This window comes from Luteimonas soli, from assembly GCF_042648865.1.
GTDB lineage: Bacteria > Pseudomonadota > Gammaproteobacteria > Xanthomonadales > Xanthomonadaceae > Luteimonas > Luteimonas soli.
Genome location: NZ_JBHRYA010000007.1, coordinates 611444 through 626853, shown reverse-complemented (window position 1 = coordinate 626853; position 15410 = coordinate 611444). Strand labels below are relative to the sequence as shown.

The 15410-nt window shown below is 58.8% G+C and carries 15 protein-coding genes; 8 read left to right on the top strand and 7 right to left on the bottom strand.

What is annotated here, in order from left to right; translation table 11 throughout:
* Positions 1–41 precede the first annotated feature (41 nt).
* The 3 genes from ACFONC_RS10155 to ACFONC_RS10145 all read left to right on the top strand — a co-directional run bounded on the left by ACFONC_RS10155 (position 42) and on the right by ACFONC_RS10145 (position 1984).
* On the top strand, positions 42–347 hold the full coding sequence (locus tag ACFONC_RS10155) for a helix-turn-helix domain-containing protein (protein WP_386743734.1): 306 nt from the start codon (positions 42–44) through the stop codon (positions 345–347).
* Between the two features lie 227 nt (positions 348–574).
* Entirely contained in the window at positions 575–859 is a 285-nt protein-coding gene (locus tag ACFONC_RS10150; RefSeq protein WP_386743732.1) for a helix-turn-helix domain-containing protein, read from the top strand.
* Positions 860–1042: 183 nt separating this feature from the next.
* Positions 1043–1984, top strand: a complete 942-nt coding sequence (locus ACFONC_RS10145) for an HNH endonuclease (protein ID WP_386743730.1) — start codon at positions 1043–1045, stop codon at positions 1982–1984.
* Positions 1985–2048: 64 nt separating this feature from the next.
* Here ACFONC_RS10145 and ACFONC_RS10140 read toward each other — a convergent pair whose 3' ends face one another.
* From ACFONC_RS10140 to ACFONC_RS10120, 5 genes are all read right to left on the bottom strand, one after another.
* Complete coding sequence (locus ACFONC_RS10140) at positions 2049–3827, bottom strand: ATP-dependent nuclease (RefSeq protein ID WP_386743728.1); 1779 nt, start codon at positions 3825–3827, stop codon at positions 2049–2051.
* A 15-nt stretch (positions 3828–3842) separates the two neighbouring features.
* Positions 3843–5789, bottom strand: a complete 1947-nt coding sequence (locus ACFONC_RS10135) for a Z1 domain-containing protein (RefSeq protein ID WP_386743727.1) — start codon at positions 5787–5789, stop codon at positions 3843–3845.
* Positions 5786–6214, bottom strand: a complete 429-nt coding sequence (locus tag ACFONC_RS10130) for a hypothetical protein (RefSeq protein ID WP_386743725.1) — start codon at positions 6212–6214, stop codon at positions 5786–5788. Before ACFONC_RS10130 ends, ACFONC_RS10135 begins: the two co-directional genes overlap by 4 nt.
* A gap of 204 nt (positions 6215–6418) precedes the next feature.
* Complete coding sequence (locus ACFONC_RS10125) at positions 6419–7522, bottom strand: DNA cytosine methyltransferase (RefSeq protein ID WP_386743723.1); 1104 nt, start codon at positions 7520–7522, stop codon at positions 6419–6421.
* 551 nt (positions 7523–8073) lie between these two features.
* The gene (locus tag ACFONC_RS10120) at positions 8074–8871 is read right to left on the bottom strand and encodes a hypothetical protein (RefSeq protein ID WP_386743721.1); all 798 of its coding nucleotides are present in this window, start codon (positions 8869–8871) and stop codon (positions 8074–8076) included.
* 309 nt (positions 8872–9180) lie between these two features.
* Here ACFONC_RS10120 and ACFONC_RS10115 point away from each other — a divergent pair, with 309 nt between their 5' ends.
* The 5 genes from ACFONC_RS10115 to ACFONC_RS10095 all read left to right on the top strand — a co-directional run bounded on the left by ACFONC_RS10115 (position 9181) and on the right by ACFONC_RS10095 (position 14212).
* On the top strand, positions 9181–9690 hold the full coding sequence (locus tag ACFONC_RS10115) for a hypothetical protein (RefSeq protein WP_386743719.1): 510 nt from the start codon (positions 9181–9183) through the stop codon (positions 9688–9690).
* A gap of 237 nt (positions 9691–9927) precedes the next feature.
* Complete coding sequence (dcm, locus tag ACFONC_RS10110; protein ID WP_386743717.1) at positions 9928–11172, top strand: DNA (cytosine-5-)-methyltransferase; 1245 nt, start codon at positions 9928–9930, stop codon at positions 11170–11172.
* 4 nt (positions 11173–11176) lie between these two features.
* A complete protein-coding gene (locus ACFONC_RS10105; RefSeq protein WP_386743715.1) occupies positions 11177–11596 on the top strand; it encodes a very short patch repair endonuclease in 420 nt (139 codons plus the stop codon).
* Complete coding sequence (locus ACFONC_RS10100) at positions 11596–12981, top strand: MvaI/BcnI family restriction endonuclease (protein ID WP_386743713.1); 1386 nt, start codon at positions 11596–11598, stop codon at positions 12979–12981. Before ACFONC_RS10105 ends, ACFONC_RS10100 begins: the two co-directional genes overlap by 1 nt.
* A 136-nt stretch (positions 12982–13117) precedes the next feature.
* Positions 13118–14212, top strand: a complete 1095-nt coding sequence (locus ACFONC_RS10095; RefSeq protein WP_386743711.1) for an integrase core domain-containing protein — start codon at positions 13118–13120, stop codon at positions 14210–14212.
* Here ACFONC_RS10095 and ACFONC_RS10090 read toward each other — a convergent pair.
* The gene (locus ACFONC_RS10090) at positions 14198–14671 is read right to left on the bottom strand and encodes a hypothetical protein (protein WP_386743709.1); all 474 of its coding nucleotides are present in this window, start codon (positions 14669–14671) and stop codon (positions 14198–14200) included. The genes ACFONC_RS10095 and ACFONC_RS10090 overlap by 15 nt on opposite strands.
* Positions 14672–14792: 121 nt before the next feature.
* Positions 14793–15188, bottom strand: coding sequence for a helix-turn-helix transcriptional regulator (locus tag ACFONC_RS10085; protein WP_386743707.1), 396 nt, complete (start codon positions 15186–15188; stop codon positions 14793–14795).
* Between the last annotated feature and the right edge of the window lie 222 nt (positions 15189–15410).

Sequence of the window (15410 nt, the reverse complement as noted above, 5' to 3'; positions counted from 1 at the left end):
TCGGGAAGCTTCCCGCATGAAAGTCTTCTACGCGCCAACACGTGGCTAAGAAGGGCAGGATTCCTGTCTACAGCCGCCGATTGCGCGAGGCACGGGAGGCTTGCGGCATCTCGCAGCGCAATCTAGGTATAAAAGTAGGCGTGGACGAGTTTGTCGCCAGCACCCGCATCAACCGCTACGAAAAGGGCGTCCATCAACCTGCCCTTCAGATCCAGCAGCGACTGGCGGCTGCTCTCGGCTTGCCGCTGGCGTACTTCTATGCCGAAGACGAAGAGCTCGCACGCCTGATCGCGGATTTCAGGCCCAAAGGAAAAGCCAGAAGTCGCCGGAAACGGGGCATTAGCTAACCCACACCTCCTCATCCTGGTAGTAGAGCGGGTATCCGCAGCGGCCTAGGGTGTGCTTACGCGCCGTCGCGTTGGCAACACAAATCTGAGGACTGAACACACCGCTGCTTCCGCTCGTCAAGTCACGCATCCCCTTCCGCGACCTAAGAAACTACGTTTAACGTAGTATCGATTTCGAGCGCCCTTCTGGAAGCTTCCTTGCATGGAACTCCGGAGCGTATAGGCGCTTGGCTGAGAAGCGACAACTCCCTGTCTACAGCCGCCGGCTGCGTGAAGCGCGGGAAGCCTATGGAATATCGCAGCGCAGTCTCGGTATCGAAGCGGGCCTGGACGACTTCGTCGCGAGCACCCGAATCAACCGCTACGAGACCGGCGTCCACCAGCCAGATCTCCAGATCCTGAAGCGGCTCGCAATGGTTCTCGGTGTGCCGGTTGCCTACTTCTATGCAGAAGACGACGAACTCGCGCGGCTCATCAAAGACTTCAAGCCGACCAGTAAGCGAAAGCGCTGAGGCGTGTCAGCAGCCCTGAGCAGAATCTGACGGAAGAATCAGACTACTCCTGCCCCCCGATAGCAGGAACTCCTGATATGCGTGCTCGATGCAAAGAAGCGAAGTAGGCACGTCCCAGAAGAACGGCCTTTGCGCGTTGTCTATGTGATTAATGATTGGCGTTGCAAGGTATAGGAGTTCCGCATGCAACTGCACAAGCCCAGCGACATTTTCAAGCTTTCCACTGGGGAAACCGTTACTAAGCGCAACCTCTTCGATCTCATCCAACTGTCGAAAGTCGAAGACTCTCCTTTCTGGGAAGATCGAAGCTGGTTGGTCGGCAATACACCTCAGCAAGGCATCAACTGGATTGGCGAACTTCCAGGCTGTCGTGCCGTCCTTATTAAGGCCAAGCCTGGATCGTACGAAAATGACGGATGGGCCGAGAGTACCAGGAACGTCTACCACTACTCTTTCAAGGCACGTAACGGGACGATCTCGTACACGGAGAAGGCGAACAGGGTTCTCGTCGATCAACCCGATTACCGGTATCCGATCCTGCTTTTCACGGAAGAGAAGAATCACTGGACATACGAAGGTCATTTCTCGGTCTCCGGCATCAAGGATGACCATGTTGTCTTGGTGCGCAGCGCACTCGTTCTCCCGGAAGACCGATCATCGACCAAACAAACGGGCGCCGTGTCGGAGACAGACGACAGCGCCGCGATCGACTCGCTGCTCGGCAACGGCAGCATTCCGAGAACCGAACGCATACAGCTGATCAAGGCCCGCATCGGCCAAGGCCTGTTCCGTTCTCGGGTTGCGTCAATCGAACGCTATTGCCGCATAACCGGCATAGCTGATTCCCGGTTCCTGACCGCCAGCCACATCAAGCCATGGTCCAGAAGCAGCAACGCCGAGAGGCTCGATGGCAACAACGGCCTGCTGCTGACACCGAACATCGACCGCCTTTTCGACAAGGGCTACATCACCTTTGAGGACGACGGGCGGGTGCGCGTCGGTCCATGGCTACCGGTCGATGTGCTCCACGCTTGGGACCTAAACAATCTAGTTTCGCCGAAACCGCTCACCCAACAGCAGCGGCGTTACATGGCCTACCATCGGCTTGTCGTGTTTCGGAAATAGCGAAAATGCTACTCCCGGAACTCGCCCGTACTAGACGTCGCTTTGCCCCACAGCTGCAGAAACTTCAAGAATGAAGCCAAGCGCGCAGCTTCTCTCTGATTGCAACAATGTGGGGGTTGCTCTGAGAGATCTTCGCAATTGTGACTTTTGCTAGCCCGATAATGTCTTCGGAGCTCAGTAGAACATCGAGATCTTCAGCCAAGTGCGTCTTGAAAGCGTCTTTTACTTCACCGGAGCTTTTGCCAGAAAGACTCCCACCGCGGTCAATAGCCTCAAGGATCAGATGCTCCGGCGTCGATGTTGGCAGATAGCTAAGCCGAGACCGTAACCAGCGCAGATACCCCAGCTGCGCGTCAATCTTCGCATTCTCATGGCCGGCCTGATCCGCACCACCGGGAATGTGCAGAATCGGCTTGACGCCGATCTCCTGCTTCAACAACTCCTCTAGTTCCGGATGCCGTGCTGGCGGAACACCCGCCGGATCCGTGAATTCCGGGACCTTTCGCTTGTCTCCGTCGAGCAGCACGAAAACGTTGTCGCCAGACATCATCGCGGACGGACCCAGATAGGCCAAGATTGCGTCAGCACCTCCTGGTGCAACACGAACTTCCAACGCTTCCGCATCGCCGGGATCAAGGCCCCTCGCCGCATGCTTCACGATCATGGCCGCGATGGGATCTTCGACGAGCACTCGCCGAACATCCTCTGGTGGCTTCCCGAGCCTCTTCAAGGCCGCCCACGAGCTGCTTTCTGGCAGGATCCGCGTACGTCCTGCTCCATTGTCCTCGAAAACCTTGATCGCATTCTGAGGAAGGCCCCTCAGGAATTCCATGGAATGCGTAGAAACGACGACTTGGTGCTTATCGTGCTTGATCCGCTCCAGCAAGAACCTGAGCAGCGCCCTCTGCGCACCCGGATGCAGAGACGTTTCCGGCTCATCCAAAAGGATGAGGGACCCCGGTGGTGCTCCAAGTATTTGGACCACGGCACTAACGGCAGCTATCTCTCCGCTTCCTGCAAAGGCTTCCGAGTACTCGGCGCCACGGTTAAAGATGACGCTGAGATCCTCGCCTCGGTTACCCGGATAGAGCGAATGTCTGACAAGACGCGCTGACGTGTAATCTCGTCCCAGAATTCTCGAGACGTGTGCCAACTCGTCTTTCGTTAGCAGCCGGTTCTCGAAAAGGCGCTCCCTGCCACCTCCCAGCTTGTACGATTTCCTGTCGCCCAGAACAATCTGCTTGAGGCGCTTGGCCTCACGGAGCATCGTATCGCGTCTTCCCCCGCCGCTGATTCCGTCGTCGAAGTAGAAGTACCTATCAAACGATCCGAAGGTGGTCTTAAGGTTAATGTAAACACAGGTGCGCTTGACGGGATTCCAGCGATCCTTCGCCTTTCCTTCGTACTTGCCTTCGGGCAGCGGCCGCATTCCATCCCGTGTACTGCTTCTATAGGGCTCCCAGTAGTCGCTGCCCCTTTTCTTTCCGATGCGGGCCTTGCGCGTTTCCACAACCCCCTTGTAGGACTCATTCCAGTGTCCGTAGAAGAAGCGCTGGGGATCACGGCTGCTACCTTCTATCGGATCCAACTCTGTTGCGAACCAGAACTTCGACGTCGAGTAGCCAAAGGGCGCGCCCCATAACGCATGAAGCGCCGAGCTCTTACCAATTCCGTTTGCCCCTACAAGCGCTGTAAATGCGAAATCGAAATTGACCGTAGCCCCGCACTCAATGCTCTTGAACTTCGGAAACGTGATGTGCGTGATGTAGTTCTTGAGGGCGCCACCCGGCTTGAAGCCCTTGATGGTGTCGACAAGCTTTGCGATCTCTTCATCGTTAGACATCTTGCTATCGCACTCTTATATCGCAAAGGCAAACGCGTACCGCCCCGCGGGGAATCGGACCTGCGGCCACCAAGCAGGGTTGCGGCCATCCTTCTCCGTTGTTCTAAGCAAGAATAGTGTGGGTTTGGCATCCGGAACTTGCCCTGCTTCTCCCCCTGTCAGTATTCCTTGTGTTTCCCGCCGACGGCCAACGAGGTCACGGTCACGATCAACGTAGACAAAGCCCGTTGCTTGGTTGCGCAGTTTCGCGCATTGGATCAATGATTCGGCAACCGCAACCCCGTTCCAGACCATTTCGGCCACCTCCGGATCAGGTTGCGTCAGGCCGATAATCCGCTTAATCGTTTCGATAGGGAACTCACCGTAGTTCCTGTCCGGAATTGACTCAAGCAGCGCGTCTATCTCGGTGACATCTCGCGAGTTTTCGATATCCCGCCTGACTTGTGCCGGATTATAAGATCCGCCGGCCGTATAGACACCAACCGCGCCAGGAACGAGCACGTTCTTGCGCGTAGGCTGAAGGTTACCCTCAACATATATTCCGCGGAACTCCTCATTTGCTTGGTTTGCAACCAAGTCTCGCAGACTTCGCTCCATCTTGTTGATGGCTTTGAAAACGGTATGGAGCTGCGCAGGCAGAAAAAGGCGAAGAAGTCCGATGTCTCGCCTACGGTATCCATACATACGCGCATGTTGTAGAACTGTATCGGCTTGCGGCGTACGAGGATTTCTTCCGTAATAGCTGACGAGCAGGTTCCTGATTGTGACTCCCCTGCCGAGCTTGTTTCCACCTACAAATAAGTTGTAGGGGGAACGTACCGCGACGTCTTCGTCGGTCTGGCCGTTAACCAACTTCACCGCTATCCCCGGGCTAAAAAACTCTACCGCCTCCAATAGACTGTCGAAACTTGCCTCCTTGAGGGGAGGATGGGTGGAGGCTAGGTCGTCGTACGCATCCCTGAGACGCGAAACGACCTTCTGATCTTTCGATTTCAGAGAAATCGTCAAGTCCGCCTTGTATTTCCTGAGCAGACCAACGATATGGTTGTGATCTCTCGTCTTGGTGCTGACGTGACAAAGGAATGCGCAGTTTTGTGTCGGCTCCGATGACCGCTTGTAAGTTGCCGCGATCATGAACGCGTCCAGCGCTCTCAGAAGCGAAGCCGGAATTGTCTGGGAGGGGATGGGCTGCGGTCCTGGGCTCAGGCTCGCGATGTCTGTTAGGGGAAACTCCCGGACCAGCGGGGATCCATCGGAGAAGAAGTCCTCGCCTCCGACGTAGTCGGCGCCAGGATGGCTAAGAACCGTGAACTTTGGTCGAAACGAGTTATCTTCCGCCTGAAGAAAAAGAGCTTGCGGCGTTGCCGTCACCTGCAGGTAGGTGTTCGTCAGAAAGAAGGACCGGATCTCCTCAATCAACGCATTTATCGCGCTCCTAGAACCGTCATCTTTGCGGGCCCTTGTGTTCAGACTGGCCTGATCTGCTTCGTCGTCGATGACTAGGCAGCTTATCCCGCGGAGTGAACTCTTCTTGAAGTTCTCAATAAGCGTCCTTAGATGGCCGCCGTTCTTCGTGATAACGATTGCGCAAGTACCACCCTTGATCCGTTGCACGAAGGAGTCGAGGTCTCGGATGTCCTTCTTCCCGAGAATGTCAATACCAGGAAAGGCTTCCTGTGCCCTGGCATATGTCTGCTCATATAATGGATCGATGTCGGACGTCAAAATTATCAAGGTTTTGTAGCCTTCGTCCGCGCCGATCGCGCCTGTTGCCGTAAGCACACCGGTTTTCCCGCTCTGAACCAATCCATAGATCAGACCATTGGTTTGCTCTTGGCCTCCGCTTAAAGGGTTCGCCCAGTGCGATGCGACTTCCTCGGCTGTTCGCTGGATATCGTCGACCTCGGACAGATTGCTGACTTGGGTACGAAGGAGATTGAGAACTTGATCCCTATGGTTCATGTGGTCTCGCTTAGTAATCTGCTCCAATCCGACGGCGGCACCTTGTATCCCAACATACCGTCAGGGCCACCGATCTCGAAGTGCTTCCTATGCGCGCGGCTGCAAGAAACCCTGAGAGCGAGTCCCCTGAGGGAAGCAATGCCAGCGTAGGACGCGAACGGCAAAGCGGCAACACCGTCGCTGCCGCAGACCAGGCCGATCGTTACGGGCAACTCGATGGACTTTCTGTAAAGCAGGCGCTGCTCCATCGCAGTAAAAGTAAATCCCCAAGGACTGCGAATACCTGTCGAATACTTCAGGTAGATCAGAATTCTGTCGTCGATCAGAAAAAATGGATTCCTGTACGCAACATGGGCGCCCGCTCCGCCGCGCAGCAGAACGTGTAGAGCAGCGCCCTCGTAGAACTCCTGCTTCTGTATACCCATGCCTGTCCGGGAGCGCGTGCGGCCAAGACTGTCTTTCCCAGCTCACGCTGAACCTAACCCCTAACCCATCATGGATGAAGAGTCGTTCTTCCTGCAACCGTTGTCGCGAAGTGCAGCCCAGAGGTCACAGGCGCCCACGCAGGATGCTCTAACGCGGGGCTGGCCAGGTTGATGCCGATCCGATCGATCACCAGATTCTTCTTGTTACCTGCCTTCGCGCTTGCGGCGGGTTGCCACAGCGCCGGTCCGGCGTCTCGCGGCGAGCAATCCATCGCGAAGCGAACCGGCGTGGGCCGCAATGAAAGGCGGAGGTAGTGCATTTCCGATCATAAGAGCTATGGCTTCCTTTCCATGCGTGACGTCGAACAGATAGTCACGAGGAAAGCCCTGAAGTAGGGCAGCCTCGCGCAGCGTAATCGTCCGATTGCGCGTCGGATGCAAGAAGCGTCCCTTGGAAGGGTTATGGCAACCGCTGGTGATGGTTGGTGATACATCATCCCAGCTCATGCGGCCGTAGACGTCTTTGAACCCATCGCTCCGGAGGTGGCATGCCAGCTGATGCTCCGGGCCCAAATCAGAACGGCTGCCGCCGTCCTTAGGGATGAGGCTGATCAGTTTCCTTACGGCTTCAGATCTGCGCTCGGGCAACGCGTGAAGTTTGTCTGTCGTGCGCGACGGGGCAACCAAGCCGCTCAACGCTTGGCGGACGGTCATGCGCTCCTTGGCTGCTGGTGCGATCAAAGGTATACACACGCGCGACGCAAGCATGATGAGCCTCTTTCGCCGTTGTGGAACTTCGTAGTCGGCGGCGTCAAGGACGTGGACCACAGTCTCATAACCTAATCCAGCGAGCCGATTCTTCATTTTGGTGAAGCGCCCATCTTTGCCCAAGGCAGGCACGTTCTCAAGCATTACGGTCTTCGGACGCATTACTTTCACAAAACGCAGAAAGTGCGAAACAAGATTATTCCTCTCGTCGCGAACGTAGATTTTCTGATTCTTCGTCCGAAGGCGGGAAAACCCTTGACACGGCGGACACCCCGCCAGCAGATCCAGATCACCCCGCCGCAGACCGGTTTCCCGCATGACATCTAGGGGCGAAACCTGCCGAATGTCCTGCTTGAACAAGCGCACGTCAGGATGATTCAGTTCGTACGTACGCTGCGCTTTCTCGTCGATTTCGACAGCCGCTACGACTTGAAACTTGGCTTTGAGAAGGCCATAGCTCAGCCCGCCGCAGCCGCTGAACAAATCCACGGCGGTCATTCGCTTTGGAGCGGATTTGGGTCGCTTGGTACGTTGTTCCATGACGATTTTGAAGTATGCTGCTGATATGTGTCGGCGCTTCTTGAGTTGACCGATTTCTTAAGAGAAACCCTGCGAGGCCACGCTTCCCAACAAACAACCCCTGCGCCCCGCTTCCGGAACGACTCAACCAGCGGCGTTCCCCGCATCCCCCCATCATTGCACAGCCTCGGCATTTGGCAACCCGGTCAGGCGTCACGAGGAGTCCTCGCCGAGCGCTATTATTTGTCCACGGAACCTGACCAGATGTGACGGGGCCCAACGCTTTATCCAGTGGCGCTGCAGCTGCCGCAGCATCCCGGCCGCCATCTCGGTATCTCTTGGCCCCGGAGTAGCTTCAGCAGGGGGACAGCACACCCCGACCGTCAGCGAACGATCCCAGGAAACACGAACTTCTAGCCAGAAGCCGTCTGAAGGACTGTCCTTGGCGCCATTCCACCAAGCGATGCCCCCGAACGGGATTTCTCCGTGAGCTCGATTCCCCTCACCAAAGAGTTCCTCCGGTTTTTGAAGGGGTTGGCATTTCACTAACCCTTTCAGTGTCTGCGGCACGCCTAGTACACTCGCTCCACGAGGATTAGTACCGCCCGTTGATGGAGCGGCGAGGTATAGGTGACGATTACGTCAGCGTCGACCTCCGGTTTGAACGCGGCCTTCCCAGCCTCCAAGTCGCTTGCAAACATAACCCGGGTTCGGTTGTCGACGACTCCCGGAATCGTTCCCGCCCATCCCTTTACGGCCGAATCGTAATCGGACGCGCGTAGCTTCAGCTTGACTTTCGCGTACTTCGCATCCTCCGATGTATCCGGAACGTCGACGTTCTTCGGAAGAGATGCAGCTCCTTCCTTCGAAAGCACTTGTACCGCGCCGCTCTCACCTTCGAATTCCACAGCAGCACCCTGCTCTCGCGCCGGTGCAGTCGCATCAAGCGCAGCTTGCACCGCACGCTTTTGTGAAGTCTTAGAGATGGCGATGTCAATCGCCTTCTGGAAATCCTCCGGCGAGGTTTGATAAGCCTCAGCACCAATCACGATTACCGCGTTATTGTCGCCCTGTATGGTGCTCAAGGCATCGCTCGGTGCATCGCTCGGAAGAAGGTTCAGGCTTCCGATTAGAAGGGCACCAATTAACACGCCAATCGCAACCTTCAGCATCGGAGTCCCCCCCTCCCATGTTGTCTTGATTGTGTCGGCCACCTTGTTCACGCATTGCTCATAGTCTTCTTTGGTTTTGAAGAGGAGCTTAATCTTCAAGTCTTCGACGAAGCTTCCGTCTTCAAGGCCACTGACCTGCAGCTCCGCCTGTTTCACGCGCGCGCCGGTGACCGACTCAATTGCCTTCGGCAACTGCATTTTTACTATTCGGTCCATGCCCCGCAGGGAGGCAATGACCGCCTCCACGCTGACTGGTGAATCCGTCCGGAACCTAACCCGATGTTCTACCAGTACTAGGTATGGTTCTCCCTTGCTGCGACGCCGCCGCCTCGGGCGGGCTATGGCTCTTTTCTTCTTTGCTACCACAAATGCCTCCCCAAGACATTAGACCGGGGCCATCCTACACACCGTACCGGTAGTCGAGGCATTTTCCGCCTTTAGGCCCGAGAGTTTTTCCTAGACAGAATGCATCAACAGGCGACGACACGGGTATCGGATCAGTTGCGCATGACGGGCCGCCGCACCATGGGCCGTCGCTCGCTTGGGGAGGACGCATGCGCGCAGTCGAAGTCCGTCTGCATTCCGCTGCCTACTCGCGGGTGGCAGTTGTTGCTGCCGCGCACCCGGTATTCGGGCATGTTCGCAGTCTCCATCCGCATGGACGGCGACGATTGGCTCGTCCATTTCGAGGTACCGCCGGATATGGAAGCGGACTCCCTTCAGGACGAGTTCCTGCGCGCTCCGCTGGATGAGCAACTTCGGGAGCGGATGCGAAGCATGGATGCAGCGGCCGGGGAAATGGCCTTGTTCATGGCTGGCTGCGACAACAACGAACCAGACTGCAAGGTCCGGTGCAGCGAAATCATGGAGGACGGCAAGGTTCTCGCGACCGGTTATGTCATCGATGCATCGCAGTCCCATATCGCGATCTTCGACCCCGCCACCCGACGTACGACTGTCATGGAAACGAGCGGAAAAACGATCACCGGAAAGGCATCAGTCCTTCCGGACGACTAGGCGAGCTCTGCCTTCCGGATCCATCACCGACTGTCTTGTGTCGAGCATTGCCGGCATCGGCGCATTCCCGTCTTTGCCGGCTGCCGTCGCGGGCTTTGAGAACCGCATTCAGCAGGATTGACTTCCTTCCGTTGCGGACCCCCACCTCGAGGGTCGCGGTTCGTTTGTTGTTGTTGACTGCGAGGACTGTTCGCGGACAAGATGTCCGCATTCCGACCCGCTGCCGAGACTACCCCCATGCATGATGTCCTTCAGCTCCTCGCCTCCCTCCGCGGCCGCTACAACCAGACGGAGCTGGCCGGGGCACTGGGCATCACCACCCGGACCCTGCGGCGCTGGGAGACAGGGGAAACCGAGCCCCCCCCATACACGGCCGATGCCATCCGCCAGCGCCTGATGCCCCTGGCCGACGTCGGCAAGAAGGAGGACTGCGACTTCCGCTTCATCGACCTGTTCGCCGGCATCGGCGGCATCCGCATGGCCTTCGAGGCCCACGGCGGGCGTTGCGTGTTCACCAGCGAATGGAACTCCTGGGCACAGAAGACCTATCTGGCCAACTTCCCGGAATCGGCACACACGCTTGCGGGCGACATCACCTCGGTCGACGAGCACGACATCCCGGACCATGACGTGCTGCTGGCCGGCTTTCCCTGCCAGCCGTTCAGCATCGCCGGGGTGTCCAAGAAGAACGCACTGGGCCGCGCCCACGGCTTTGCCGACGAAACCCAGGGCACCCTGTTCTTCGACGTGGCTCGCATCATCGCGGCCAAACGGCCTGCGGCCTTTCTGCTGGAGAACGTCAAGAATCTGGTCAGCCACGACAAGGGCAATACCTTCCGGGTCATCCGGAAGGTGCTGGAGGAAGAGCTGGGTTACCACATCACCTTCAAGGTGGTGGACGGCGCGCATTTCGTGCCGCAGCACCGCGAGCGCATCCTGATTGTCGGTTTCCGCGAGAAGACCGATTTCAGCTTCGACGACCTGAAGTTTCCGGCGCACAGGCTGACGATGAAGGACATCCTGCATCCTCAGGACGGCAGCGAGGAGCCCGAGTCGCACTACACCGTCGGCCCGAAGGCGAAGGTGGATGCCCGCTACACGCTCACCCCGAAGCTCTGGGCCTATCTGCAGGCGTATGCGGCGAAGCATCGCGCCGCCGGCAACGGATTCGGCTTCGGGCTGGTGGGGCCGGACAGCGTGTCGCGCACGTTGTCGGCACGCTACTACAAGGATGGCTCCGAGATCCTGGTGTCGCAGGGGCCGCGCCGGCGCCCGCGCAGGCTGACGCCCCGCGAGTGCGCGCGCCTGATGGGGCTGCCGGACGACTTCGTCATTCCGGTCAGCGACACGCAGGCCTACAAGCAGTTCGGCAACAGCGTCGTCATGCCGGTCATGCGGGAAGTGGCCCGGGTGATGAAGCCGCGCATCATGGAACTGATCGTCCCGGAGCTGGCAAAGCAGAAGTCCCTGCTCGCCGCCTGAGCCGATGGACGTCGTCGACCGCGCCACGCGCAGCCGGATGATGTCCGGCATCCGCGGCAAGGACACGAAGCCGGAACTGGCGGTGCGCAGCTTCCTGCATCGCGCAGGGCTGCGCTTCCGCCTGCATGCAAGACTGCCGGGCAAGCCCGACCTCGTGTTGCCCAGGTATCGAACCGCGGTGTTCGTGCATGGCTGCTTCTGGCACAGGCACGAAGGCTGCCGTTACGCCACGACGCCGGCCAGCAATGTCGAATTCTGGCAGGAGAAGTTCGCCGCCAACGTGCAGCGGGACGCGCGGGCAAAACAGCAGCTCGAGGAAGCAGGCTGGCGGGTCGAGACGGTGTGGGCCTGCCAGCTGGGCGAGGCGGAACTTTCGCGGCTGGCGGACAGGATCAGGAACAACGCACCGGGGGAGAGGGATTGATGGCGGCTGACGACGCGGACCGGTGGCTGTCGGAGATCGAGCTTTCCACGGTCTTCGCTATGTTGCGGGGCAACGGCGTGACCGAGGTGCTCTACAAGGTCCTTCCGCGGAACGCGAACAGCAAGAATCAGGTCTATCTGGCGCCGGACCTGTCCCAGCTGGGAAAGATTCCTTCCGGCCAAGTGACGGCCCATCAGTCCGTTTCCAGAAAGAACGGAAGACAGGAGGCCGTCTTTCGCTCCGCTCTCGACTTCCACTGGCTGGACGCCCGCGGGCAGACGCACGCGGCACCGAATGCGCAACTCATCTTCTATCCGCAGTATCCCGAAGTGCGGTTCTCGGGCTTTCTGCTGGGTTGCAGGAACGCGCCGACGTCGCTCTGGGTAAAGGAAAAGCGCGGCCAGGAGCCTGACCGCATCCTCGTCCTGGGACTCGGCAACGGGCGCAAGGTCATCGCCATCACCTTGCCGCCGGAGTCGCCGGCGGCAGGGGAGATCCGGGCGACGGAGCCGCACGAGCCCTATGGCGCTCTGCACATGCTGCCCATGCCCGGACAGCGCGAAGTCGACGGCTTTCGGGAGCTCATGCGCGAGCTTTGCGGCATCCACGGACGCTTGTGGGTTCCCTCGACACGCCTCGACCCAGACGGCACGTTGGTTGCCTGCAATGCGTCGAACTGCAACGGCAACACGCTGGAGTCCCTGCTGGGAATCCGTTCGAACGGATACTCGCTGCCCGACTTCCGCGGCTGGGAGGTGAAAGCGCGGCAGGTTGCCAACGTGGACAGGCCGGGCGCCAGCACGGTCACGCTGTTCACGCCCGAACCGACCGGCGGGGTCTACACGGACGCCGGCGTCGAGGAATTCGTGCGCCGCTACGGTTACCCGGACACGAAGGGACGCGACGATCGCCTCAACTTCGGCGGCATCCATCGCGCAGGCAGACCGGCCCATCAGCGGACCGGTCTTCGTCTCGTGCTCGACGGCTTCGACACCGTCAAAAGATACGCGTCCACCGGCGCCGTCCAGTTGCTGGATGCGAGCGACAACGTGGCCGCGGCATGGTCCTTCGCAAAGCTGATGGACCACTGGAAAGCCAAGCACGCTGCCGCGGCCTTCGTGCCGTCGCAGCAGCGCAGGACACCGGATCTGGAATACCGGTTCGGACGCCGGATCCTGCTGGGCGAAGGCGCGGAGTTCGGCCTTTTCCTCAACGCCGTAAATGAAGGCAGGGTCTACTACGATCCGGGCATCAAGCTGGAAGGCATCAGCACGGCCACGCCGAAGCCGAAGAAGCGCAGCCAGTTTCGGGTTGCCAGCAAGGATCTTCCTGCACTCTACGAATCCAGCCGGATCGTGGATGCGTGTGAGGAGGCTGGCCGCTGAATCGGCTTTTTTGATCGACAATGCCGAGAATCGCGCGCTTCCGGCCTGACCGAAGCTTCCGGCCCGGAAGAGTTCCCCACCGGTGATCCTGACAGCTAGAGCATACTTGGCGCTTCCGATCCGGCTGGAGCGCGCCATGGCCGCTCGAAGCAAGCTGACCTATCGGCAGATCGCAGACATGCTGCTGGATCTCGAATGCGGTACAACCGGATCCGCGGCGGCTGCCAGCTACGGAATTTCTCCCGCTGCCGTCTCGCTGTGGAAGCCGTATATCGGGCTCGACGAGAAGTGGCTGGCCTATGTCAAGCGCCTGGAGCACGAGACCACCATCCTCAGAAGGCGGATGAAGTACGCGGAGGGTCAGATCAGGATTGCCGGATCCATCATCAAGCAGCTCGAACCCAATCCGCGACGGCGTTCCCTCTTCGCCACCGCTGCCAGAGCCGGATACGGCATTTGCCATGCCCGTGCCAATCAGATCGTCGGCATCGGACCTACGGCTGGTGCGATCAGAGCGCAAAGGCAGGCAGACGCGCGACTCGTCGAAGTCATGCGTGCGTACTTGAAGGAGAATCCCCACCAGGGTTTTGACAAGATGTTCCGGGTCCTGCTGCGGGACAAAGGGTGCACAAGATGGCATGCGCATAAGCTCTATCAGCAGCAGCGCATGCAGCAGAAGTTCCGGAAGACACGGATCAAGGTGCCGGTCAGGATGGCGACGAGGACCACGATCATCGGGGTGCCCAACCGGACATGGTCGATCGATTTCCTTGTCGACGCGTTGACAACCGGCCGTCGGTTCTGGGTATTCAATGTGGTGGACATCTTCAACCGCGAATGCCTTTGCTCGGTCGCTTTGTTTCGATCCAGCACGGTAGCGGTCGTGGCTGCGCTGGAAGCCTTGCGGGCATCCGGCCGCGCGCCAGCGAATCTTCGCAGCGACAACGGTGCCGAGTTCAAGGGATTGAAGTACCTGGAGTGGACAAGGCGCCATCACGTCAAGCGAAGGTACGGACGGCCAGGCCACCCGATCGACAACATTTTTGTTGAGCGCCTCCACAAGACCCAGCGGGAAGAGGTTTTCAACGTCTATCGGTTCAAGTCACTGGTCGAGGTCCAGCGGCAACTCGACGCCTGGCGGATCCGGTACAACCTGGTCAGGCCACATCAAGCCCTTGCTGGTATGAGTCCGGTTCAGTTCGCCCGAATGGCCGATCTAGGGCTGGCTTAGCCCGTGCTGGACTATCAGTACTTCCGAGCCGCAGGCCAGGCGGAGGACAACGCCGATCGGTTCGCCGGTTATGGCGAAGCGGTCGCCCGCGTGCCCGGTGGCTGACTCCACAGCTTGCGACTTGGTGGGCAGGTTGCTGAGCGGCAGACCCCGAAAGGTAACCGACCAGCCCTGTTCCGCGGGTTGAACGAGGATCATCCTGCTTTGCATTACCGGCACCTGGAGATGGAGGGTGCCCCGGCCCAGCTTCACGACTTGCTCAAGGTCGCGGCCTATTTCGTTGCTGAGCGGCATCCGTTGCCGGTGCATAGGCCGTGCTGCCGGGGCGGGAATAGATTCGCCCAAGCGCCGGCCGAACGCAGTCGGCGGATGCCGCATTGTGTTGTAGGAAAAATCTGACACTTCGCCCTCTTTTTGGCCCACCTGCCGTCCATATGGCTGCGCGATCAGATCACCCATGGCGTCCGTACGCTGCTCGTTCTACTCAAACATCCATCACATCGTGGCTTCGCGCACGCCGTCGATCCGGGCGGACAGTTGCTGACAAGAAGGCCATGGAACAGCAATGCTCCAATGCCGATCAGGCTCTGCTACTACGTCGCTTGCCCGTGCGTAGCGCAGCAATCTGTTCGGTCACTTCGAGTATCGTCAACCTGGACTTGGCGGGCGCTTCGCGAAATGCCCGGATCAATCGAATCTCCACGTCATCGTCGATCAATTCGGCCAGTGCAACAGGCATCCCCTCCAGAGCCTCCTCCGACGAAAGCGTCATGCGGCCGCGGCCAGTGGCCAGCCATTCAAAACCGACGCCGGTGACCTTGGCGATCTTGCGCAGATTGCTGACAGTTGGGCTCTTGCCGGTGGGCGATTCCCAGTGACTGGCTGCGCTGCGCTGCACCCCAACCAATCTGGCGAGCTCGGTTTGTGTCATGTCTTGCAGGCGTCGGGCAGCTTGGATTCTTGAGCGTAGCCTCATCGCGATGGTCTTCTTCCAAGGTCGAAGTGGTCTGATGTTACCAAAAGAGACGCTGAGACATACACTCAACAAAGCTGTTGAGTATAGGTGCCCAATGCCCCTCAAGTACCCGTCACACCACCACACTGACTGTGCGGCCGCTAGCTGGAGTAACCAGCTGCCTGCTTGCGGAGTACGAAGTGCATCGGCAACCTCGATGGTGACGTGGTGAATCTCAGCATC

Excerpts from the sequence above, each read along its gene's own strand:
- ACFONC_RS10145 (WP_386743730.1), top strand. The coding sequence starts at position 1,043 with ATGCAACTGCACAAGCCCAGCGACATTTTCAAGCTTTCCACTGGGGAA.
- ACFONC_RS10140 (WP_386743728.1), bottom strand. The coding sequence starts at position 3,827 with ATGTCTAACGATGAAGAGATCGCAAAGCTTGTCGACACCATCAAGGGC.
- ACFONC_RS10135 (WP_386743727.1), bottom strand. The coding sequence starts at position 5,789 with ATGAACCATAGGGATCAAGTTCTCAATCTCCTTCGTACCCAAGTCAGC.
- ACFONC_RS10130 (WP_386743725.1), bottom strand. The coding sequence starts at position 6,214 with ATGGGTATACAGAAGCAGGAGTTCTACGAGGGCGCTGCTCTACACGTT.
- ACFONC_RS10125 (WP_386743723.1), bottom strand. The coding sequence starts at position 7,522 with ATGGAACAACGTACCAAGCGACCCAAATCCGCTCCAAAGCGAATGACC.
- ACFONC_RS10120 (WP_386743721.1), bottom strand. The coding sequence starts at position 8,871 with ATGCAGTTGCCGAAGGCAATTGAGTCGGTCACCGGCGCGCGCGTGAAA.
- ACFONC_RS10115 (WP_386743719.1), top strand. The coding sequence starts at position 9,181 with ATGACGGGCCGCCGCACCATGGGCCGTCGCTCGCTTGGGGAGGACGCA.
- dcm (WP_386743717.1), top strand. The coding sequence starts at position 9,928 with ATGCATGATGTCCTTCAGCTCCTCGCCTCCCTCCGCGGCCGCTACAAC.
- ACFONC_RS10105 (WP_386743715.1), top strand. The coding sequence starts at position 11,177 with ATGGACGTCGTCGACCGCGCCACGCGCAGCCGGATGATGTCCGGCATC.
- ACFONC_RS10100 (WP_386743713.1), top strand. The coding sequence starts at position 11,596 with ATGGCGGCTGACGACGCGGACCGGTGGCTGTCGGAGATCGAGCTTTCC.
- ACFONC_RS10095 (WP_386743711.1), top strand. The coding sequence starts at position 13,118 with ATGGCCGCTCGAAGCAAGCTGACCTATCGGCAGATCGCAGACATGCTG.
- ACFONC_RS10090 (WP_386743709.1), bottom strand. The coding sequence starts at position 14,671 with ATGGGTGATCTGATCGCGCAGCCATATGGACGGCAGGTGGGCCAAAAA.
- ACFONC_RS10085 (WP_386743707.1), bottom strand. The coding sequence starts at position 15,188 with ATGAGGCTACGCTCAAGAATCCAAGCTGCCCGACGCCTGCAAGACATG.